Origin of the sequence: Acidithiobacillus ferrivorans (genome assembly GCF_016250455.1) — a bacterium.
Lineage (GTDB): Bacteria > Pseudomonadota > Gammaproteobacteria > Acidithiobacillales > Acidithiobacillaceae > Acidithiobacillus > Acidithiobacillus ferrivorans.
Window position 1 is genome coordinate 2021257 of sequence record NZ_CP059488.1, and the last position, 21682, is coordinate 2042938.

A 21682-nucleotide genomic window follows, 5' to 3' on the forward strand; every position below is an offset into this window, starting at 1 on the left:
TGCCCTGCTGTCAATTACTCCGCCATTACATGCACATGCTCTGGTGCCACCTGCACCCACAGCTCGGTGCCTACCACCAGCGACCGGCCTGCGCACTGCCTGCGCGGTAACAGCATATCGAGACACAAAGTGCCCTCCATTCTGACGCGCAAGGCAACCCCCTCCTCGCGCAGTGCCGCGACCTGCAATTTCAGGACATTCGGCGCCGCTCCACCCAGCGCTCCACCCGGCACGAGGTCCTCGGAACGAATGGCCACGGTCACCGCCATACCCGGATGCATGCCGTGCTGCAAGCCGGCACGCAAACGCCAGTCGGCTCCTGCTACCACCATTCCGGATCGCTCTATCTCCGCAACGCGTCCCGTCAGGAAATTACGAAACCCCAGCAAACGTGCCACCCTCATCGTGGCGGGTCGCGCAAACACTTCACGGGGAGGTCCCTCCTGCACAACGCGCCCATCCAGCAATACGGCCATATGATCGGCGAGCATCGCCAGGTGTGGATCATGACTCACGGCCAGCACCGGCACCCCAAAGTCGTGGACCTCACGGATGAGTTCGTCCAGAATTTCATCGCGAGTGGCCATATCCAGCGCCGAAGTGGGCTCATCCAGCAACAGCAATTCAGGACGCCGGGCCAGAGCGCGGGCGAGCGCCACCCGCTGGCGTTGCCCGCCGGAGAGCGCCGCCGGAGAGCGCTCCGCCAGATCGGCAAGCCCGACGCGCGTCAGCAAATTCATCGCCTGCGCACGGCGACCGGCGCCCCTGGGCAGCGGAAAGGCGACATTCTCCCAAGCCCGCAGGTGCGGGAAAAGTGCATAACCTTGCGGCAAATAGCCGATGGGCCGCCGCTCGGCAGCAAGTCCGGCGAAAGGATGCCCACGCGCTGGAATCAAGCCAGCGATGGCCTTCAGCAGCAAAGTCTTGCCCTCTCCGGAAAGGCCGAGGAGAACGGTGAAATCCCGCACTTGCATCTGAACATCCAGCATGACCGGCTTTTCTAACTGATAGCGAATGTCCATGGGTTTAGCACAGCACCATCAAAACATCCCCTGCCGACGCGAGCGCAACCCCAACCACAACGGTAAAGGTACCGCGACCAGAAAGAAAACCCAGAGCAGGGGGTAAACCGCACTCAATCCGATATCCTGCAGATTGACCCAAAGCTTGACCGGGATACCCTGCGGGAAATACGCCACAATGAGCACTATACCAAACTCCCCCATAGCGCGTACCCAGGCCAGCGCTACCCCAGCCGTCAGCCCCAGACGTGCCAGCGGCAACGTCACCAGCCAGAAGGTCTGCCAGCGGTTGCGCCCCAGGGTACGGCTGATCTGCTCCAGCTCTTCAGATACTCCCTCGAAGGCTGCCCGCGCCGCCAGTACATAGTAGGGCATGGCCCCGTAGATCTGTGCCAGCACAAAGGCTGGTGCGGTATTGGTCAGATAGAGCCCCGCCTGCCGAAACAAGCCACCCACCGGTGCATAAGGCCCGTAAAAGGAACTCAGCAAAATACCCATAGCCAGGGGCGGTGTCAGCAGCGGCAGCAAGAGCAACGCATCCACCAGCCATTTGCCGCGATAATGACAATGCGCCAGCCACCAGGCGAGTGGCGTCCCCGCCAGCACCACCAGCATGAGCGCCAGACCGCTATACAGCAGGGAAACCTGGATAGCGCCGAGATCGCCGGGAGCGAAGTGAAAATCATGCCAGTCCGTGGCAAAAACCAGTGCCGCAAAGGGCGCCAGCAGAAAAACCAGCACAGCGGCCGCCGTCAGCGTCGCCAGCCAGCGTGCGGGTGGCTGGCGTGACGCGACAATGGCGAGAGCCGCCGCATCACGCAAGCGGCGTTCCCATTTGGCCTGCCATGGGCAGCCTAGCGAACACCGGGACCATGCACGCTGCCATAAACAACACGCTCCGCATCCAAAGTCGCATCGTTGTTCTCCATTGGATATTTCCAAAATCGATTTATATCGGTGACTACGACAAGGGTCAAGCGCGCGCCGGCACCATGCCAGACAAAATCTCCCTCTGGGCATTTTCATGCTAAGCTTATACACATACACCAAAACGGAACGCCAACCTACAAGATTTTGAAGAGTTACCGATGACAAAGAGCATAAAGACCATGCACTGGACCATTCTCATCAGATCCCATCCGGACGCCAGCGGCAATCCCGTTCTCCAAGGCCTGCGCATGGCAGCGGCAGCCGTCGCCGATGAGATCGTGGTCAGTGTATTTCTGGCAGAAGGGGCCGCATCACTAGCACTCCATTCGGAAAATCCGGGAGCGCGGTGGCGTGTCCACCATGACCTCATCGCGGAGGTCCAAGAGTTAGGGGCCGAAATGCATGCGATTGGTCTCGAATGGCTGCATACAACTGAAAACCGGGCCTTAATTCCCGGCATTAAAATGGCGAGCATGAAAACCCTCGTTCGCCAGATGAAGCTCTCTGATCAGGTCATCACGCTCTAAAATATGAACGCCATCTATGCCATGGGCGACCTGCAGGGTTGCTATGCACCCTTTAGCGCTCTGCTGGAGCAAATTGGCTTTACACCGCAAACAGACCAGCTCTGGCTGGCGGGCGACCTCGTCAATCGGGGGCCGGACAGCCACGTACTCATCAACCGACTTTACACCTGGCACGAGCGCGTGCGGGTCGTCCTCGGTAACCATGATTTCTACGCACTCGCGCGCTGGGCGGGCATTACCTCGGCAAAAAAAAGTGACACCCTCGCCCTCTTGCTGGCCGACCCCCAGGTAGACGAATGGATGGAGTGGCTGCGCAGCAGCCCGTTACTGCATACTGATCCACAACTGGGATGGACCATGGTCCACGCCGCCATCCATCCCGACTGGGACATAGCAACCGCGCAAGGTCATGCCGATGCCGTCGAAAACGCCTTGCATGATCGTCACTGGCGGCGTTTCATGCGATCACTCTGGGCAGCGCCGGCACCCAACCGCTGGCAGGATTGCCGCAACGAGGAAGAGGCACAGCGTTTCCGGGTCGCCGTCTTCACCCGAGCCCGCTACGTGACCGCCAAAGGCTTTTTTAGCTGGCCCAACACGCCGCCCAAGGACACTGCCCATGAGTTTGCGCCCTGGCACCAGCGTTTTTTTGAAAAGCAGTCCTCTGGCGCCATCATCTGCGGTCACTGGGCCACCCAGGGTCTGCTGGTGCAGCCACGTTTGCTGGCATTGGACAGTGGCTGCGTCTGGGGCCGCCAACTCAGTGCCGCCCGTATTGATGGCACAGAACCCGTGATTTACCAGACATCCTGCCCGATGTTTGCGCAACCGGATAACAAATAAAATTGGTATCCACCCTGGAAATACTCCGCCATACCTTCGGTTATGATGCCTTCCGGGCGCCACAGGAAGAGGTGATCCAGACCCTGATGGCGGCCAAAGATGCGCTGGTGCTCATGCCCACTGGAGGCGGCAAATCCTTGTGCTATCAGATTCCCGCCATCGCCCGGGCAGGCGTCGGCGTGGTGATTTCTCCGTTGATAGCGCTCATGGAAGATCAGGTCAATGCCCTGCGTCAGGCAGGCGTAGCGGCGGCCGCCCTGAACTCCAGCGCCAGCCCCGCAGAAGCGCGGGCCACCGAAGAGGCATTGCTGCAAGGTACCATTGATCTGCTCTATATCGCCCCGGAGCGCTTACTACAGGAACGCACCCTCGCCCTGCTGCAAAGAAGCACGGTCAATCTTTTCGCCATCGATGAAGCCCACTGCGTCTCCCAGTGGGGCCACGACTTCCGCCCGGAATATCTGCAGCTCCGGGTGCTGCATGAGCGCTTTCCCCAGGTGCCGCGAATCGCCCTTACCGCTACCGCCGACTCAAAAACCCGCCAGGAAATCATCGAGCGACTGGCGTTGCAGAAGGCTGCCGTCTTTATCCGCTCCTTCGATCGCCCCAATATCCGTTACCACATCCACAGCGGTAGTCAGGGCGCGCGCAACGCCTTGCTGCGCTTCATCCGCGACCGCCACGCGGGCGAGGCGGGCATCGTTTACTGTTTGTCCCGCAAGCGCGTCGAAGAAGTGGCCGAATGGCTGCAAGGCGAGGGACTCGGCGCCCTGCCTTACCACGCCGGCCTGAGCGCCGACGAGCGGCGCCGCAACCAGCAACGTTTTCAGCGGGATGAAGGGGTAATCATGGTCGCCACCATCGCCTTCGGGATGGGTATCGATAAGCCCAATGTCCGCTTCGTCGCCCATCTGAACCTGCCCAAGAGCATTGAGGCCTATTATCAGGAAACCGGCCGCGCCGGACGCGACGGACTGCCCGCCGAGGCCTGGATGCACTATGGCTTGCAGGATGTGGTGCAGTTACGGCAAATGATTCAGCAATCGGAAGCCGACCTGCCACGCAAACAGATGGAAGGGCATAAACTGGACGCCATGCTCGCCCTTTGCGAAACCACCGACTGCCGACGGCAGACCCTGCTCGGCTACTTTAGCGAGCACCTCGCCCTACCCTGTGGCAATTGCGATAATTGTCTGCAACCTCCTGCCACCTGGGACGCCACCGTCGCTGCCCAAAAAGCCCTTTCTGCCATCCATCGGACCGGTCAGCGCTTCGGGGTGCAATATCTGGTCGACGTGCTTCTCGCCCGCGAAGACCCGCGCATCCAGCAATGGGGCCATCACCAGTTGACCGTCTACGGCATTGGCAAAGAACTCTCCGCCAACGCCTGGCGCGCCCTTTTTCGCCATCTCTTACTGCGTGGACTGGTGGAAGTCGATGCCGAGGGTCACGGTGGACTGCGCCTCAGCCCAAGCAGTCGTCCGCTCCTGCGCGGCGAGGAAAAACTGACGCTGCGCCAGCATGAAAGCACGACACCCAAGCAGCGCGACAAACGCTCGGAAGTTGCACTCCAGGATGCCGATCTTTGGGAAGCCCTGCGCCAGCATCGCCGCGAACTGGCCCTGGCGCAGGGCGTGCCTCCTTACGTCATTTTCCACGACGCCACCCTCATGGAAATGCTGCAACGGCGCCCCCGCGACCTGGAGGGGCTGGCTACCGTCCCCGGCATCGGCGCGCGCAAATTGGCGGCTTACGGGGAGTCCTTCCTGAAGATACTGCATCGTGCTCCGCGTCCATAAAGCCTTCCTGCGGAACCGGCACGCCGACGACAACTTGCCCTGCAGCCCGGCAGGTCTCATCATAGAGCGATGACCGAGGATAGCACCATGAACGTACAGAGCTTCGCCGTCACCGTCGAAAATACCCTCAATGATCTGCTGAGCCGAATAGAAGCCAGTGCTCCCGAAGTGGAGAGCGATCTCGTGGACAGCGTACTCACTTTACTCCTGCCCGATGATAGTCAGATCATCATCAACCGTCAGGAAGCGGTGCAACAGGTCTGGCTGGCTTGCAGCGATGGTCCGGCGCGTTTCGCGCAGCAAGATGGCACATGGCGGAATAGCCAGACCGGGGAATCCCTGGAGGATGCCGTCAGCCGCCTGCTGAGCCGGCGTCTCGGCCATCCCGTAACATTGGATTGACCGCATGGCCTACTGGTTAATGAAGACCGAACCGGACGCCTTCTCCTTGCAGGACTTGCAGCAGCGCGGGCAAGAACCCTGGGACGGCATCCGCAATTATCAGGCCCGTAATTTCCTGCGCAGCATGCAGATAGGTGACGAGGTCTTCATTTATCATTCGCGCGTGCCCGTCCCTGGCATCGTCGGAACCGCTGAAGTAGTCAGCACCGCGCATCCAGACCCCACCCAGTTCGATCCGCAGAGCAACCATTACGACCCGGCGTCCAGCCTCCAGCAACCGCGCTGGGACTTGGTAGATGTGGCTTACCGCCAGACTTTTGCGCATCACATTGCGCTGGACAGCCTGCGTACCATGCCAGAGTTTTTAGACAGCCCACTCATCCGCAAAGGTAATCGCCTGTCTATCTTGCCGATCACGGTCAGCCAGTGGCATCACGTCCTGCAGTGCGCCGGATAAGCTGACGCGTGCCGGAAAACACGACCGGGCCGACGCTCTACCACCACTGGTCCGCCGTGGAAGGCCAGATGCTGCGCATGGTCCTTGGCGCCAAAGGGCTGCACTGGAACGATCATCCCTGCGCCCTGCGCGACCAGGAAAGCGCTTTTGATCTGGGCTTTGCCGAACTGCCGGTGCTGGTGCATGCAGACGGTCAGGCACAGCAGGGAAAACTCGCTGAACTGGCCGCCCTGGATGCACGCTATCCAGATAGCCCGGCGCTGCACAGCAGTATTCCAGCAGCCGAATGGGAGGCTTTTGTACAGTGGCGTGCGGGACTGACCGCACTCCGTGACCGTCTTATTGCCTCAGTCCTCCCCGCCTATGAAGAAATCTGCAGCGATCCCGAAGATATGGAGTTTTACCGGCAGGAATGTGAACGCCGTTTTCAGCAGTCTATAGAATCCCTCGCCAATGATCGCTATGGTGCCTATCAGCAACTGGAAAACCGCGGACGTCTACGTGAACTCGGCAAAGTGCTCGCCAAACAGCGCTATTACACAGGCACCCTGTCGCTGATCGATATCGTCCTAACGGCCGACTTTCACCTGTTGCGTCTACTCGACGGCGTGACCATACCCATCGATTTGCAATATTATTTTCAACGTGTCGCCGAAGCGTGTGATGTTTCCCTCAACGACGGCATGCCCCGCTCTCTCTAAGCCCGGAGTCCACCATGACCTATCAAGAACTTGTACAATTTCTCAATCAGCATCTGGGATATCCCTTCCTCGAAGACATGGCCCCGGAGGCAGCACTCCGTGCAGCACAGGAAGACAAACTCGACGATGCGCTGACCGCTGAAGTGCTCAACGCCCTCTATCAAGGCAACCAGTGTCAATCGGCCAACGACCTGGTCGATCGCGCCCACAGTTTTGATGGTCTTGCCCGCTTACGTCTGCGTACCCAGGCGGATGACGCGGATCCGCGCCTCTTCCGCAAAGTGCTCAAACTCTCACAGGAACTCGACAATGCATTTGATCAGGAATTGATTCGCCAACGTAACGCCGCACTCAAGTGAAACGATGCAAAAGCCCGGCGACCGCCGCAAAGAACGCAATAGGTAAGAAAGTAGCAGCTAAAGGGGGTATTCCGCCGGAGACGCTGATATATCCCGACATCTCCGTGAGGAAATGAAATCCCAGCCCCAACACCAGCCCCGCCATAATCCGCGCGGCCAGCCCACCGCCGCGCGGATTGCGCGTCACAAAAGGTACCGCCAACAAGATCATCACCAGGCCCACCCATGGATAACTCACTCTGCGCCAGAAGGCGAGGGCAACGCGATTCATATTCAGCGCGCCGCTCTGCAAAGCCCGATAACTTTGCCACAGGGTCAACAGCGTCATGGTTCGTGTCGGATGCGCAAAGCTACGCAAGGTGGCCGGAAGGAGCGGGACTGACCAGGGCATCTCCGCAGCACGGGTCACCCGTATCTGATCGGGCGTAATCGCGAAAATCTGGACATGGTGCAAGCTCCAGTGCCCCTCTTTGAATGTCGCCGCGCTGGCTGTTGTCATGGCATCCACCCCCACCATACCCTGGCGTACCCAGGCGATATGCAGATTCTGCAAAATCTTCCCGCCATCACCCACTGCACCAATCTGGACAATCTGCGCACCGTAGCGCAACCAGAGCCCCTGCGCCCCCATATTGTGGAATCCCGCACCTGGCGCATCGGTATTGGCCCACATGGCCTCGGCAGCCGGTGAGGTAACCGGTATTACCCATTCTCCCAGAGCGAACATAAGGCCAGCGCCCAACACCCCGACCAGCAACAGCGGCTGCTCCAGACGCCAGACCGACCACCCCAACATGCGTAAGGCGATCACCTCAGAATGGCCGCTCAGGATACTCATCCAGACCAGTGCACCGAGCAGTAACGCCAGTGGAATCAAATCATAAGTCACGTCTGGCAACTGCAAAGCGGTGTAGGAAAGCAGCTGCGTCATAGACCAGGCTCCATGCCCCGGTCCGGAGGATTTGGCAACCAGTTGGGCGATGTAAACCAGCGCCAGAAGCATAATCAGCACGAGGCTGCTATACAGCAACATGCCACGAAACAGCAACCGGTCGGCGCGTTTCATGACGCGCGCGGCCGCGGCCACATGGGGAAAATCGGCAGATCGCGACTGCGCCTGAAAAAGGTGTACACGGCCACCACCAAAAGCAACAGGAGTACCCAAAATAATCCGGGAAAAATTGGCATCCTGCCACTCATCATGTGCTCTTTGACATAAATCACGATGTTATTGATCGCCAACAAAAACAGTATGCCTACCAGCATGCCTGCCGCCCGTCCACCCCCCCGGGGCTCACTGTAGGCCAGCGGAATAGCCAGTAAAGCCAATAGCGGCAGCGCCAGCGGCCAGAGCAGGCGCCACTCCAACTCGGTTACTGCGAAGCGCATCTCGGGGCCCCGCAAGTGACGCCCAAGCTGAGAGAGAGAGGCGCTCCCCCAGCTGATACCACCCGGCTGGGCGGCGTCAGTGACCGGGTTACCCAGCAACACCCGATAATGCGCGAAGGAAAGGACTTTGAACCCGTCCTGCCCTGGCTGCCCCAGATAGCGTTGGCCATCCACCAGCACCAGGGTCAGGGCACCGTCCTGACCGGGTTTGATCTCCCCGTAAGCCGCCGTCGCCAAGTCCAGTTGATTACCCTGGGCAATAGACAAAAATATCTCGCGGAAGCGGTGACTGTTTTTACCCACGGCTTGCCCTACATAAATAACCCGATTGCCGGGTAAATTCGTGAAACTGCCGGGCTGCAGCATGGCCTCGGCCGCAGCATTGGCCAGGCGCGCAGATTCGGACTGTAACTGGCGCTGCGCACCGGGTGCCCAGGAAAGAGACAACATCAGTTCCAGGCAAAAAACGCCTGCCGCAACCGCTGCAACAGACGGCAGCAGTCCCGACAGCCCGGTGCCGGTACTGCGAATGGCCACCATCTCATTGGAACGATAGAGGTTACTGAACACCAGATAAACCGCGAAGAAAAAAGCCAGCGGTAATACCATGACCAACAGCGTAGGCACTGCCAGACCCAGTAATTGCAGTACAATCGATAACGGCAACTGGCCAGAAGCGACCTGCCTCAACAACTGGGTCACCTGGCCGATAGCCAGGATGGCAAGCACCACCAGGCAGGTCAGCAGAAAAGAGGTCGTGATGTTCCGCACGAGCTGCATATGGATGCGCGTCAAGCGGACAACCCCTGAGGATTACTCGCAAGACTTGATTCCCGGTGCCATTGGGGCTTATTTTCCATCTCTTAACGTCATCTTGAATTCCTTAGCCTACAGATTATCAGGAGAACCGCCGTGGAGATAGCCGTACAGTGCCGGAACCCAGTCACCGACAACAACGACTGTGTGGTCGTCGGAGTGTATGAAGGCGGCATACTGAACCCCGCTGCCACGCTGATTGATCAGGCCAGTGGCGGCGTCCTCCAGGCCCTCCTCCATACCGGAGATTTCAGCGGTGCCTGTGGCGAAACGCAGATGCTCTATCAGGTTCCGAAAATTGCCGCTGTACGGGTGCTTGTCCTCGGCCTCGGTACCCATGGCAAAATCAAGGATAGCCAATTTCGCAAAGCCGCGCTCGCTGCCGCAAGCGCTTTGCAAACTGCCCGCATCAGCCGCGTCAGCTTACATCTGCTGGATACCCCTGTGGTCCATCGTTCCGCAGCGGCCCTCGCTAAAATTCTGGTTCAGGCGATGGCCGAGGCCGATTATCACTTTGACCAGCATAAAAAACCCGCAGATAAGCCGCAACGGGCCTTTGATACCCTGCAACTCATCGTTTCTGAAGGCAACACTACCGAACTGGCGGAAATTCAGCGTGCCGCAGCGCAAGCCCACGCGACGGCACGGGCCGTCGCCTGGGCCAAAGATCTAGCCAACGAACCGGGAAATATCTGCACCCCTGTCTGGCTCGCCGAGCAAGCGGAGGCCATGGCCCAGCGCCTGGGCATCAAAAGCACCATCCTCGGTCCGGATGCCATGGAAGCCCTGGGAATGCATTTGCTCCTCGGCGTCGCCAACGGGTCCCGGCAGCCGCCCCGGCTGATCATTCTTGAATATTGCGGTGGCGCCAAGGATCAGGCACCTATCGTTCTGGTCGGTAAGGGTCTCACCTTTGATGCGGGCGGTATCTCCCTGAAGCCCGCCGACAAGATGGATGAGATGAAATATGACATGTGCGGCGGGGCGTCAGCTCTGGCGGCTATTCAGGCGGCGGCGGAACTCAAACTCCCGCTCAACGTCATTACCGTGGTACCCGCTTCGGAGAATCTGCCCGACGGACAGGCGACCAAGCCCGGCGACATCCATAAGAGCATGAACGGCCTGAGCGTGGAAATCATCAACACCGATGCCGAGGGACGGCTGATCCTCGCCGATGCGTTAACCTATGTTGAGCGTTTCAAACCGGACGTAGTGATCGATATGGCCACCCTTACCGGCGCCTGTGTCATCGCTCTGGGGCACCAAACCGCAGCCGTGCTCGGCAACCACGAAGGACTCGTCCATGCGCTTGTTGCCGCCGGCAAGGAAAGTATGGATAGGGCCTGGGAGCTACCGCTTTTCGACGAATACCAGGAGCAACTGAAGAGCTCTTTTGCGGACCTCTCCAATGTCGGCGGTCGGCCAGCAGGGACCATCACTGCCGCCTGCTTCCTCGCGCGCTTCACCGAAAAATATCATTGGGCGCATCTCGATATCGCCGGGGTGGCGTGGAAGAGCGGTGAGAATAAAGGGGCGACGGGCCGTCCGGTGCCGTTGTTGGTAGAGTATTTGCTGCGACGAGCGCGGCAGGTGGCCTGAGAGGACCACCGTTTGCCCATCGCCTCGTTTTATGCGTTGCCGCCGCTGCTGCTCACCCTGCACGAGCAGCAGCGCGGTATGTGCCGGGTGATCGCGAAAGTCTGGCAGGTCATGGGAGAAGCAGATATCCTGTGCCCGGACATGGAGACGGGGCAGGTCATGGATGATCTTCTCTGGACTTTCCAGGCTGGTGCTTTTGTGCCCCATGTCCGGGGTGCAGGAGAATCCATACGCATCCATGATGGCGGCATCTGGCCCCTGCAGAGCAAGGCATTAGTGCTCTGCGGACTGGACGAACTGCCGACACCTGTCCCTGCATGCGAGCGACTTATCGACTTCATTCCTGTCGCCGAGCAGACTCGCAACCTTGCCAGAGAACGCTACAAACGATTAAAGAATGCGGGATTCACCATGCAGGTGCATCCCCTGGAAGTCTGACTGGAGACACACCCATGGCAAGCATACCGACACGTAAAGAACCCGTCCTTGCAGAGCAACTGGAGGCCGGTGATGAAGCGCCTTTATTGCTCACCCATCTTTTGCGTGAGGGCCTGCCGCCACAACTTTGGCGCTATATGGACAATGAAATGCCGGCGGCGCGCGCTGGCTACGCACAGACAGACCCGCACTGGCTGGATACCGCAACGGTAGCGCCACGCCCCACAGTCAACGAAGATATTGAAGAACATGAACCGGATGCGGCACCAACACCGCCGCCCATTCCTGAGATGGCAGCAATGCAAGCGCGCGCCACAGATACGGTCGCGCCAGCGGTTTCGACAGCTCCCATAGATCTCGACTTTCTCAAAAACTTCGAGGGGCTGCTTTTCCAGGAGATTGAACGACGCATAATCCATGAGGTAGAAGGTCTGGTGACAGAGCATCTGCAGACGCTCTGGAAAGAGCAGGTCAGCCTGACTATCATGCGAACCCTTGCGCTGGAGGGCATCCAGTTGCGCGAAAGCCTGGCTGGAGACATTCGCAAAGCGCTTCCGGAAATACTGCAGCGTGTCCTGCACGAAGGTCTGGATCAGATTAACACCTCGGAAATTGAGTAATACACCCTATTATGACTGACACCCTGGACCGCCCCTTCGCCCCCGCCAAAATCGAAACCCAGTGCTACACGCGCTGGGAAGCCCATGGCCTGTTCCAGCCAGAAGGCGACGGCACACCCTACTGCATCATGCTGCCGCCGCCCAACGTCACCGGCACCCTGCACATGGGGCACGCTTTCCAGGACACGCTCATGGATATCCTCACCCGCGTCCACCGGATGCGCGGCGAGCGCACCCTCTGGCAGCCGGGTACCGACCATGCGGGTATTGCCACCCAGATGCTGGTGGAACGGCAACTGATACAGGAAGGCGGTGACCGCCAGCAGATGGGCCGCAGTGCCTTTCTGGAGCGGGTCTGGCAATGGCGGCACGAATCGGGCGGACATATCACCCGACAGATGCGGCGGCTGGGCACCTCCTGCGACTGGTCGCGGGAGCGTTTTACACTGGATAGTGGCCTCTCCCATGCGGTTACCGAAGCCTTTGTCCGCCTGCATGACAAAGGTCTGATTTACCGCGGCAAGCGACTGGTGAACTGGGACCCGGTCCTGCGCACGGCAGTCTCTGATCTGGAAGTCATCAGTGAAGAAGAGCAAGGCTTCCTTTGGCACATCCGTTACCCCCTCAGCGACGGCAGTGGCTCCCTCGTGGTGGCCACCACCCGTCCGGAAACGCTGCTGGGCGATGTGGCGGTGGCGGTGCACCCCGCAGATCCGCGCTATGCCGCGCTCATCGGCAAGACGCTGCGCCTGCCGATCATGGACCGCGAAATCCCCATCATCGGTGATGCTTATGTCGATCCGGAATTCGGTTCCGGCTGCGTCAAAATCACCCCGGCCCACGACTTCAACGATTATCAGGTGGGACAGCGACACGGCCTGGCCCTGCTCAACGTCTTTACCCCCGATGCCCGTATTCGCGACACGCTGGAGGTTTTTGGCGACAACATCATTGCCGGAAACATTCCCGCCGCCTTATGCGGACTGGATCGCTATGCGGCCCGCAAGCAGATTCTCGCTCTACTGGAAGCGGAAAATCTGCTGGAACGCACGGCTGCGCACAAGCTCATGGTACCGCGCGGCGACCGCTCCCAGGCCGTCATCGAGCCTTACCTGACGGATCAATGGTATGTGAAGGTCGCGCCCCTGGCCGAACCCGCCATCCGCGCGGTGGAAGAAGGCCGCATCCGCTTCGTGCCCGAAAACTGGAACAAAACTTACTTCGACTGGATGCATCGTATTGAAGACTGGTGCATTTCCCGCCAGCTCTGGTGGGGACATCAGATTCCCGCCTGGTACGGTCCCGACGGCAAAATCTTTGTCGCCCGCCATGAAGAGGAAGCGCACACGGAAGCGGCGCGCCATTACGGCATGCCGGTGGTCCTGGAACGCGATCCAGACGTGCTCGACACCTGGTTCAGTTCGGCGCTGTGGCCCTTCACCACCCTTGGCTGGCCGGAAAAAACACCGGATCTTGCCCAGTTCTATCCCACCAGTGTACTGGTCACCGGTTTCGACATCATTTTCTTCTGGGTGGCGCGGATGATCATGCTGGGTCTGTGCTTTATGGACGACGTGCCCTTTCATGAAGTCTATGTCCACGGCCTGGTGCGCGATGCCGAAGGCCAGAAGATGAGCAAGTCCAAGGGTAACGTCCTCGATCCCATCGACCTCATCGACGGCATCAGCCTGGAAGATCTCGTCGCCAAGCGCACGCGTGGCCTCATGCAACCGCAAATGGCGGCCAAGATCGAAAAGGCGACCCGCAAGGAGTTCGCCGATGGCATTCCGGCCTTTGGCACCGACGCCCTGCGCTTCACCTTTGCGGCCTTGGCCACCCAGGGGCGTGACATCACGTTTGACCTAAAACGGGTGGAAGGGAATCGCAATTTCTGCAACAAGCTCTGGAATGCCTCGCGTTTTGCCCTGATGCAGATACAAAATCAGGCCGATCTGGAAGGCGAGCGCGAATTATTGGCACCGGAACGCTGGATTATCGGTCGTCTGCAGCACTGCGAAGCGGCTGTTAACAGCGCCATCGACCAGTATCGCTTTGCTGATGCCGCCCATGCGCTCTACCAGTTTTTCTGGAATGACTACTGCGACTGGTATATCGAGCTGACCAAACCCGTCCTGCGCAGTGACAGTCCGTTCACCTCCGCACAGCAATGCGGCACCCGCAATACCCTGCTGCGGGTGCTGGAGGCTGGCCTGCGTCTGCTGCACCCGGTGATGCCCTTCCTCAGCGAGGAACTCTGGCAGCGGATCGCCCCGATGATCGGCAAAACGGGCGACAGCATTGCCCTCGCCGCCTATCCGGTGGCCGACCTCTCCCGTATCGACGCCCAGGCGGATGGTGATACGGAATGGCTGCTTGCCGTCATCCGCGCCATCCGCTCGGTGCGCGGCGAGATGGATATTGCGCCCAGCAAGGCCCTGCCCCTGCTGTTGCAGGGGGGCAATGCCAGCGACCGCCAGCGTGCCGAACAATACGCGCCCTGGCTCTTCGCCCTCAGCCGCCTCGCCAGTCTGGCATGGCTGGACGACGAAACAGAAGCACCACCCGCCGCCCTGCAACTGGTCGGCGAGCTGCGCGTCCTCGTCCCCCTCGCGGGCGTCATTGACGTGGCTGCCGAACGCGCGCGTCTGGCCAAAGAGCGGCAGCGTCTGGAACAGGAGCATGCCAAGGCCACGGCCAAGCTGGGCCAGGAAAGCTTCCGCAGCCGCGCGCCCGCCGAAATCGTCGCCAAGGAGGAGGAGCGTTTGCGCGAAATAGATGCCGCCCTGCTGCAACTCGGCGAACAGGCACAGCGACTGGAGCATTTGTGACCGGGCGCCGGGACCGGCATGACTAAACGTCGGCTTTATCCGCTGGAGCCTTTATTCGGGCGTATTCTGTCCCCCTTCGAGCAGTTTCTGCGGCGGGCGACGGCGGGCGGCATCGTCCTCATCGCCGCCACGATCCTGACCCTGGTGCTCAGCAATTCTGTCTGGCACGTGCCTTACCACGCCTTTTGGGAAGAGCACTTAGGACTGCATTGGGGTGGCTGGGCACTGGATCAAAGCCTCCATCACTGGATCAATGATGGCCTGATGGCGGTGTTCTTTTTTGTCGTCGGGCTGGAGCTGAAACGGGAATTGCTGGTGGGGGAACTCTCCTCCCTGGCCGATGCCGCCCTGCCCATCATTGCGGCCCTGGGGGGCATGATTGCCCCGGCGCTGATCTATCACGAGTTCAATCCCAGTGGCCCCGCGGCGGGGGGCTGGGGTATTCCGATGGCGACGGATATTGCTTTCGCCATCGGTATTCTGGTACTGCTGGCCTGGCGCATTCCCCGTAACCTGATTATTTTCCTCACCGCCCTGGCCATTGCCGACGATCTCGGCGCCGTGCTCGTCATTGCCATTTATTACACACCGGCACTCAACGTGACTGCCTTGATCGTCGCCGGAATTTTATTACTCATACTGATTCTCCTCAATCAGGGCGGCATCCGTAACCCCCTGCCCTATCTGCTGGCAGGACTGCCCTTTTGGTATTTCGTCATGCTGTCGGGGGTGCATGCCACGGTCGCCGGGATATTGCTGGCCTTCACCATACCGGCCCGCGGCCGCATCCGGCCAGACGAACTGGCCGACGTCATGAGTGCCCGCGGGCAGAACCTGCGTGATACCATCATCCACAGCAAGCGTCTTGACCCTCTGGTGAATGGCCAGCTCGCCGGCATCATCCAGAGCTTGCAACACAGCAGTTCCGCAGCCATCGCGCCGCAACAGCGCCTCGAACATGTGGTTCAGCCCTGGGTCACCTTCGGGGTTATCCCCATTTTTGCCCTGGCCAACGCTGGCATCAATTTCTCGCAGGTATCCAGCGGAATGCTCTTCAGTACGGTCACCCTGGGTACTTGTCTGGGTCTGGTGCTGGGCAAATTTATCGGGATCAGTCTCAGTAGCTGGATTGCGGTACGCCTCAAAATCGCGCGCCTGCCCCACGGCGTACAATGGCGGCACCTGCTCGGCGCCGCCTGGCTGGGCGGCGTCGGCTTCACCATGTCCTTATTTATTAGCCAATTGGCCTTCACCGACCGTAATCTGCAAGAAGAAGCCAAGCTGGGCATTCTCCTCGCATCTCTGATCGCCGCCATGATCGGTCTGACCTGGCTCTTTTGGGTCAGCCGCAACGAGGTTCCTGCATGATTCCTGCTGACTTATCACTTTCAGTACAACAGGCCCTCGCCGAAGATATCGGCAGCGGTGACCTGACGGCGGCGCTGATCCCCGCCGCCACCCAACTCCGCGCCCAGATCCTCAGCCGTGAGGCGGGTATCCTCTGCGGACAGGCCTATGCCGAAGCCACCTTTGCGGCACTTTCGTCGACCATCCAAATGCACTGGCAAATCACCGATGGTGCCAGCGTTGCCCCCGATCAAGTCCTCTGCATCCTGGAGGGTCCGGCGCGAGCACTGCTTTCCGGGGAGCGCACGGCGCTGAATTTTCTGCAGACGCTGTCCGGCACCGCAACCCAGGTCCGGGCCTATGTCGACGCCCTGAGCGGCCATAAAACGCGCCTCCTGGATACCCGCAAGACCATCCCCGGCCTGCGCCAGGCCCAGAAGTATGCGGTCCGGATAGGTGGCGGCCACAATCACCGTCTAGGGCTCTACGACGGCATTCTCATCAAGGAAAACCATATCGCCGCCTGCGGGAGCATCACTGCGGCACTCCAGGCGGCGCGGCAGATTGCCCCGGCGCTCACCCGCATAGAAGTCGAAGTGGAAAATCTGCTGCAGCTGGAGGAAGCACTAACGGCTGGCACCGATATGGTGCTGCTCGACAACTTCCCCCTGGAGGATCTGCGCCATGCCGTGCAGCGGGTCGCGGGGCGTCTGCCCCTGGAGGCTTCCGGGAATATAGGCGTGCACAATATCGCTGCGGTAGCGGCCACCGGGGTGGATTTCATCTCCGTCGGCAGCCTCACCCGGAACCTGCGCAGCCTGGATTTATCGCTGCGCTATCGCTGAGCGTTCATCCACACTCAGGCCCGCGCCGCCGCATCCAGGTCGCGCAGAATCTCATCCACCCCCGCCGCCGCCGTCAGGTCGGCGACATTCTCCTTAGTGAAGAAGCCCTGAAAACCTCCGAAGCGTTGTACATACTCCACAATCAGTGAGGAATGCTCCGAGGCACTGGAGAAAATCTGCTTCAGCCCTTCCTGCTCTGAGCCAACCACCTCCAGCAGGAATTGCTGCCCGCAATTCCGCAGGGCGCTTACCACGTAGTCGATATTGATCTGATCCCCGGTGTGTCCATCCTTCACCGCCACCGCCAGATGGTGCAAACGCGGCCCAAAGTTTCGTACAAAGGCCTCGGTGGGCGAAGGCTTGCCAATCAGATGATTGCAGAAATACGGGTGATTGGCTGCCGTAAAAACCTTGGCAGGGCTATGGAGTTCATTGGCAAAATGCACATTCTTGGTAACATTTGTGGACGAGTTCTGATCAGGAATATCGTAAGAACCCCAGTAATAATAACTGGATAGGGTCAGATACTCCAGAATCGCCGCCTCCCGGTTCTGGCTGTATACCCGGGTTGCCAAATGGTCGATGGGCAGGAGTAGCCTGTCGAGACCAAGTTTTTCACGCAATGCCTTGGCCTGTTCAAAAGCCACCTGCATGTCCTCCCGAATGGACGACACACCCAGCGAATAAACGCGGATATGATTATCGGGGCGCTCCCAGTAACCGACAATATTGTGGGTATAAGGAGAGGGTTTGACGATGGCCATATTCCCCGGCAACTCCATCTGTCGGATCTGCTCCTGATTAAAGAAGCGGATTTCCCGGGCCTTCTGCGTCTCCACCACCGCGTGCAGATTTTTAACCTGAAAGATCTCACCCATGTAGCGGGAGTTTGGCCGCTGCGCCCCGATGGGGTAAACCTCATTGAGGCTACGGAAAATACCGTGCAGGTTGGGGTCTTTCACCTCGCGGACCAGCACATCGGGGGCATGCATATCGATGCGCAGGATGTGGGTCGAGTGCTGCTCCGTTTCCAGGGTGACCAGGTAGTTATAAGGCGTCATCAGGCAAAGCTCACCGACATAGGCCGCAGAATGCCCCGGCTCTACCGTAATCATCAGACTATCAATACGCCCGATATTTTCGGTCAGACCCTGACGATCGCGGTCTTCCAGCAAGCGTCCCAGCCACTCTTCAAAAAAGGCAGAATTCTGCTTGTCGCCCTGCCGCGGAAAATCTATTGACGCCTTCATGCCAGCCCCCAATTCGACCCCAGGCGATCAGTGTAACGCCTTTGATCCAGGGGGCCAACGCGCCACCGCATCACCCATGCGGTGGCGGCAACCCACACGAATTTCTTGACAAGATACCGATTGGTCGGTATCTTGCAAGCATATGATGCCGCAACCGATACGAAAAACCCGCAACCCGGAGCAGACGCGCAGCGATCTGCTGAGTGCCGCTTACATCGAAATTCTGGAATCCGGCTTTCAGGCTGCCAGCCTGGAACGCATCCTTGCCAACACCTCGGTAAGCAAAGGCGCTCTTTACCATCACTTTAGCACCAAGCGCGACCTCGGTCTTGCCGTGATCCAAGAAGTTATCGCGCCGCAACTGGCGACGCGCTGGTTCGCTCCTTTTACCGAGCACGATGACCCTTTAGCCAGCCTCCAGCGTATTCTCGAAGAAAAAATCAACACAGCTGACGAATCAGTGATCCGTTATGGCTGCCCCCTCAACAATCTGATTCAGGAGATGAGTCCTCTCGATGAAGGATTCCGCCGCGGCCTGCAACAGATTCTGGACCGCTGGGTCGAGGTCATGGCAACCGCCCTGGCCGATGGGCAAATTGCCCGCAAGGTGCGCGCCGATGTCGAACCGGAAGAAGTAGCGCTCTTCATTGTTGCCGCGATTGAAGGCTGCGTCGGCCTGGGCAAAAATGCCCAATCTGTCGAAGCCTACCAGCGTTGCCTGCGCCAGCTACAACTTTATGTCAAATCACTGGCCGCCTGACCGCTGCCCAGTATCAAGCCGCAGATACGCAATTTGAAACTTTTGGCTTCGCCCCTTTTTCTGCTTTCTGACTGCAGCGAGGAAATATCATGTCGCAGATTACCTCTGAATGGATTCAACTGGAAAACGGTCCACGGGCCTGGTATGCCCGCCCCAGCACTGCGGGTCCACACCCAGCCATAGTCGTGTTCATCGAAGCCTTTGGCGTCAACCAGCACTTTCAGGATGTCGCTGAACGTCTTGCCCGGGCGGGTTTTTGCGCCATCGTGCCTGATCTTTATCATGGCAAAACTTATGAATATTCCGATTTCGACAATGCCATCGGCCATCTCAAAACGCTCAATGACGACCTCGCCATGGCGGAGGCCGGCCTCGCTATTCAGGCACTACATCAGCGTAGCGAAGTGCGTCAGGACGCGATCGGCGCACTCGGCTTCTGCATGGGTGGGCGCTTCGCCTTCATGGCCAATGCCGTCCATGCCGACCGGCTCAGTGCCGCCGTCGCCTTTTATGGCGCCGGTATCGCACCCAATCTGGATCCGGTCGGACGCAAGCCACTGCTGCATCTGGTGCATCAAATGCGGGCGCCGCTGCTGCTGCTCTACGGCGCGGAGGACCAATCCATCACGCCCGAAGAACATGGTCGTATTGCCAGCGCGCTCAGCACCGCCCATAAGCGCTATACCCTGACCGTATTCCCGGATGCGCCACACGGCTTTTTTGCGGATCCCCGGGACAGCTTCCGTCCGGAGGCCGCGCAGGAAGGCTGGCGCCTGACCCTTGACCACTTCACGCACTCTCTCGGAGCGTCTGCGTGAGTCGGCGGCTATTTTCTCCCTGGACCTTGCGCAGCATCACCCTACGTAACCGCATCTGCGTAGCACCCATGTGCCAGTATTCCACCCCCGATGGGGTAGCACACGACTGGCACATGGTGCACCTTGGCAGCCGCGCTGTAGGCGGCGCTGGCCTGGTCATGGTCGAAGCGGCGTCCATCAGCCCGGAAGGCCGCATTTCCCCCCGCGACCTCGGTATCTGGACGGATGCACAGGCGCAGGCACTGGCCCCCATCGTCGCCTTCATGAAGACGCAGGGGGCGGTCACCGCCATCCAGATTGCCCATGCGGGACGCAAGGCGTCCACCCAGCCGCCCTTCCTCGGTGGCAACCCCATTGCGCCCGATGCCGAGGGCGGCTGGGCGCCTCTGGGACCCAGCGCCCTACCCTTCAGCTCCAGCCACACCCCGCCCCACGCCATGGGCGATCAAGACTTGGAGAAGGCGCGCAAGGACTTCGTAGCCGCAGCCCGACGCGCGCTGACGGCGGGATTCGAGGTCCTGGAACTGCACATGGCCCACGGCTATCTGCTGCACAGCTTTCTTTCCCCCATCAGCAACCAACGCAGCGATCAATACGGTGGCAGCCTGGAAAACCGCATGCGTCTGCCGCTGGAAATCACCGCCGCCGTGCGCGCCGTCTGGCCCGAACACCTGCCCCTCTGGGTACGTATTTCGGCCACCGACTGGGTCCGCGGCGGCTGGGATCTGGAGCAGTCCATCTCCCTCGCCAACGCATTAAAGGCGCATGGCGTAGACGTCATCGACTGCAGCAGCGGTGGCATGACGCCGGATGCGGTCATTCCCGCCGGTCCCGGCTTCCAGACACCCTTCGCCAGCGCTATCCGGCGGAAGGTGGGCATCCCCACCGTCGCCGTCGGCCTCATCACCGAGGCCATACAGGCGGAACACATCCTGGTTACCGAGCAGGCTGATGCGGTGGCTTTGGCCCGGGAGCTCCTGCGCAATCCCTACTGGCCCCTGCATGCCGCACAGGAACTGGGCGTAGACCTCACCTGGCCCGCACAGTACGATCGCGCCAAGCCTCACCCCTAACACGCTGAGATCAATCAGGGCGGTGGTGAACCCGCCTCCAACAGTTTCTGCAACTGTGCCAGTGTCGCCCGCCGCAAAGGCCTACCATCCACGGGTGATGCAGGGCTGCGCCGATCTTCGTCCAGCTCAAAGAGGACCAGACGCAAGTCTGCACCAGCATAATTCAACTTTAAGGAAGGATAGTCGCGGGCTGGTGCATCCCCATAATGAAGTCGCTGCCAGGCCTCTTCATAGGCGACCTGCTGATCCATCAGAAAAAAAATCACACTCTCCGGCGTATCGGCAAAAAGATGGAGCGTAATGGCCGCGTGGCGCGTCGCGGTTCCGCTCAATACCGGTCCGATCAAGCGCGGCTGAAACGCCGCAAGCCAGTGCATGGATTGCGCTGCCTGCTCGCGAAGCTGACGCAACTCCGCATTATGGGCCTCGCCATGAAAAAGCTGCAGACGAGACTGGAGCTCTGCTTCGATCTCCGCATTACTTGGCCAGCCCTGCTGGGCGTCGCCGCTGGCGCCCAGGCGGCGCGCCGCTTTTTCCTTGGCTGCCCGAAAGTCGGACACCCCCTCATCGGCCATAATCCGCGCCGACTCCACCGCCAGCAAGCGCCGCAAACGGGATTGTTGCTGTAACTTGGCCATCATTACACCCCGGTCATTGTCTGCAAACGCTATTCCGCATAAGATAGCGCAATTGCGAGAGTGGCGGAATTGGTAGACGCACTGGATTTAGGTTCCAGCATCCAAGTGATGTGGGGGTTCGAGTCCCCCCTTTCGCACCAATAACTTACATCATTTTCAAAATCTCCGCTTGATTTTTCTGGATACCATCTGGACACCAGACACTCTGATAGCCAAGTTCG

The 21682-nt window shown here is 59.6% G+C and carries 22 protein-coding genes and 1 tRNA gene; 17 read left to right on the forward strand and 6 right to left on the reverse strand.

What is annotated here, in order from left to right:
- Window positions 1-14: 14 nt before the first annotated feature.
- The gene (locus tag H2515_RS10045) at window positions 15-1022 is read right to left on the reverse strand and encodes an ABC transporter ATP-binding protein (protein ID WP_198659997.1); all 1008 of its coding nucleotides are present in this window, start codon (window positions 1020-1022) and stop codon (window positions 15-17) included.
- Window positions 1023-1040: 18 nt separating this feature from the next.
- Window positions 1041-1844, reverse strand: coding sequence for an ABC transporter permease (locus tag H2515_RS10050; protein ID WP_198659998.1), 804 nt, complete (start codon window positions 1842-1844; stop codon window positions 1041-1043).
- Window positions 1845-2110: 266 nt separating this feature from the next.
- On the opposite strand from H2515_RS10050, the gene H2515_RS10055 reads away from it, so the two are divergent.
- From H2515_RS10055 to H2515_RS10085, 7 genes are all read left to right on the forward strand, one after another.
- Window positions 2111-2479, forward strand: coding sequence for a hypothetical protein (locus tag H2515_RS10055; protein ID WP_232821335.1), 369 nt, complete (start codon window positions 2111-2113; stop codon window positions 2477-2479).
- Window positions 2480-2482: 3 nt separating this feature from the next.
- Complete coding sequence (locus H2515_RS10060; RefSeq protein ID WP_198660000.1) at window positions 2483-3322, forward strand: symmetrical bis(5'-nucleosyl)-tetraphosphatase; 840 nt, start codon at window positions 2483-2485, stop codon at window positions 3320-3322.
- 2 nt (window positions 3323-3324) lie between these two features.
- Window positions 3325-5121 (forward strand): DNA helicase RecQ, encoded by a 1797-nt coding sequence (gene recQ, locus H2515_RS10065; protein ID WP_198660001.1) that lies wholly within the window; start codon window positions 3325-3327, stop codon window positions 5119-5121.
- Between the two features lie 87 nt (window positions 5122-5208).
- Window positions 5209-5523, forward strand: coding sequence for an iron donor protein CyaY (cyaY, locus tag H2515_RS10070; protein WP_014028636.1), 315 nt, complete (start codon window positions 5209-5211; stop codon window positions 5521-5523).
- Between the two features lie 4 nt (window positions 5524-5527).
- Window positions 5528-5980 carry an EVE domain-containing protein gene (locus tag H2515_RS10075; RefSeq protein ID WP_198660002.1) on the forward strand — a complete coding sequence of 151 codons (453 nt, stop codon included), beginning with the start codon at window positions 5528-5530 and terminating at the stop codon, window positions 5978-5980.
- A gap of 8 nt (window positions 5981-5988) precedes the next feature.
- Complete coding sequence (locus H2515_RS10080; RefSeq protein ID WP_198660003.1) at window positions 5989-6681, forward strand: glutathione S-transferase family protein; 693 nt, start codon at window positions 5989-5991, stop codon at window positions 6679-6681.
- 14 nt (window positions 6682-6695) lie between these two features.
- Window positions 6696-7040: a hypothetical protein gene (locus tag H2515_RS10085; RefSeq protein WP_198660004.1), complete on the forward strand. Its 345-nt coding sequence runs from the start codon at window positions 6696-6698 to the stop codon at window positions 7038-7040.
- Here H2515_RS10085 and lptG read toward each other — a convergent pair.
- Together lptG and lptF are read right to left on the reverse strand one after the other, a co-directional pair.
- Complete coding sequence (gene lptG, locus H2515_RS10090) at window positions 7033-8106, reverse strand: LPS export ABC transporter permease LptG (RefSeq protein WP_014028632.1); 1074 nt, start codon at window positions 8104-8106, stop codon at window positions 7033-7035. The two genes, H2515_RS10085 and lptG, sit on opposite strands and share 8 nt — an antisense overlap.
- Window positions 8103-9224, reverse strand: a complete 1122-nt coding sequence (lptF, locus tag H2515_RS10095; RefSeq protein ID WP_041648771.1) for an LPS export ABC transporter permease LptF — start codon at window positions 9222-9224, stop codon at window positions 8103-8105. The genes lptG and lptF overlap by 4 nt, the downstream gene beginning before the upstream one ends.
- 117 nt (window positions 9225-9341) lie before the next feature.
- On the opposite strand from lptF, the gene H2515_RS10100 reads away from it, so the two are divergent.
- From H2515_RS10100 to nadC, 6 genes are read left to right on the forward strand one after another with little or no spacing between them, the layout of a single operon-like run.
- Complete coding sequence (locus H2515_RS10100; protein ID WP_198660005.1) at window positions 9342-10844, forward strand: leucyl aminopeptidase; 1503 nt, start codon at window positions 9342-9344, stop codon at window positions 10842-10844.
- A gap of 12 nt (window positions 10845-10856) precedes the next feature.
- On the forward strand, window positions 10857-11282 hold the full coding sequence (locus H2515_RS10105) for a DNA polymerase III subunit chi (RefSeq protein ID WP_198660006.1): 426 nt from the start codon (window positions 10857-10859) through the stop codon (window positions 11280-11282).
- Window positions 11283-11296: 14 nt separating this feature from the next.
- The gene (locus H2515_RS10110) at window positions 11297-11902 is read left to right on the forward strand and encodes a hypothetical protein (RefSeq protein ID WP_198660007.1); all 606 of its coding nucleotides are present in this window, start codon (window positions 11297-11299) and stop codon (window positions 11900-11902) included.
- 11 nt (window positions 11903-11913) lie between these two features.
- On the forward strand, window positions 11914-14730 hold the full coding sequence (locus tag H2515_RS10115) for a valine--tRNA ligase (RefSeq protein ID WP_065413646.1): 2817 nt from the start codon (window positions 11914-11916) through the stop codon (window positions 14728-14730).
- A gap of 18 nt (window positions 14731-14748) precedes the next feature.
- A complete protein-coding gene (gene nhaA / locus H2515_RS10120) occupies window positions 14749-16098 on the forward strand; it encodes a Na+/H+ antiporter NhaA (protein ID WP_198660008.1) in 1350 nt (449 codons plus the stop codon).
- A complete protein-coding gene (gene nadC / locus H2515_RS10125) occupies window positions 16095-16922 on the forward strand; it encodes a carboxylating nicotinate-nucleotide diphosphorylase (RefSeq protein WP_065413648.1) in 828 nt (275 codons plus the stop codon). Before nhaA ends, nadC begins: the two co-directional genes overlap by 4 nt.
- 14 nt (window positions 16923-16936) lie before the next feature.
- On the opposite strand, the gene H2515_RS10130 is transcribed toward nadC, so the two are convergent.
- The gene (locus H2515_RS10130) at window positions 16937-18172 is read right to left on the reverse strand and encodes a hypothetical protein (protein ID WP_198660009.1); all 1236 of its coding nucleotides are present in this window, start codon (window positions 18170-18172) and stop codon (window positions 16937-16939) included.
- Window positions 18173-18314: 142 nt separating this feature from the next.
- On the opposite strand from H2515_RS10130, the gene H2515_RS10135 reads away from it, so the two are divergent.
- The 3 genes from H2515_RS10135 (at window position 18315) to H2515_RS10145 (ending at window position 20823) form a co-directional block, all read left to right on the forward strand.
- Complete coding sequence (locus H2515_RS10135) at window positions 18315-18932, forward strand: TetR/AcrR family transcriptional regulator (RefSeq protein WP_172804458.1); 618 nt, start codon at window positions 18315-18317, stop codon at window positions 18930-18932.
- Window positions 18933-19021: 89 nt separating this feature from the next.
- Complete coding sequence (locus tag H2515_RS10140) at window positions 19022-19750, forward strand: dienelactone hydrolase family protein (RefSeq protein ID WP_198660010.1); 729 nt, start codon at window positions 19022-19024, stop codon at window positions 19748-19750.
- Window positions 19747-20823 carry an NADH:flavin oxidoreductase/NADH oxidase gene (locus H2515_RS10145; protein ID WP_198660011.1) on the forward strand — a complete coding sequence of 359 codons (1077 nt, stop codon included), beginning with the start codon at window positions 19747-19749 and terminating at the stop codon, window positions 20821-20823. The genes H2515_RS10140 and H2515_RS10145 overlap by 4 nt, the downstream gene beginning before the upstream one ends.
- A gap of 14 nt (window positions 20824-20837) precedes the next feature.
- Here the strand turns inward: H2515_RS10145 and H2515_RS10150 are convergent, their stop codons facing one another.
- Window positions 20838-21464 (reverse strand): nucleotidyltransferase, encoded by a 627-nt coding sequence (locus H2515_RS10150; RefSeq protein ID WP_232821336.1) that lies wholly within the window; start codon window positions 21462-21464, stop codon window positions 20838-20840.
- 51 nt (window positions 21465-21515) lie between these two features.
- Here H2515_RS10150 and H2515_RS10155 point away from each other — a divergent pair.
- Window positions 21516-21601: transfer RNA gene (locus tag H2515_RS10155), tRNA-Leu, on the forward strand.
- The last annotated feature ends 81 nt before the right edge of the window (window positions 21602-21682 follow it).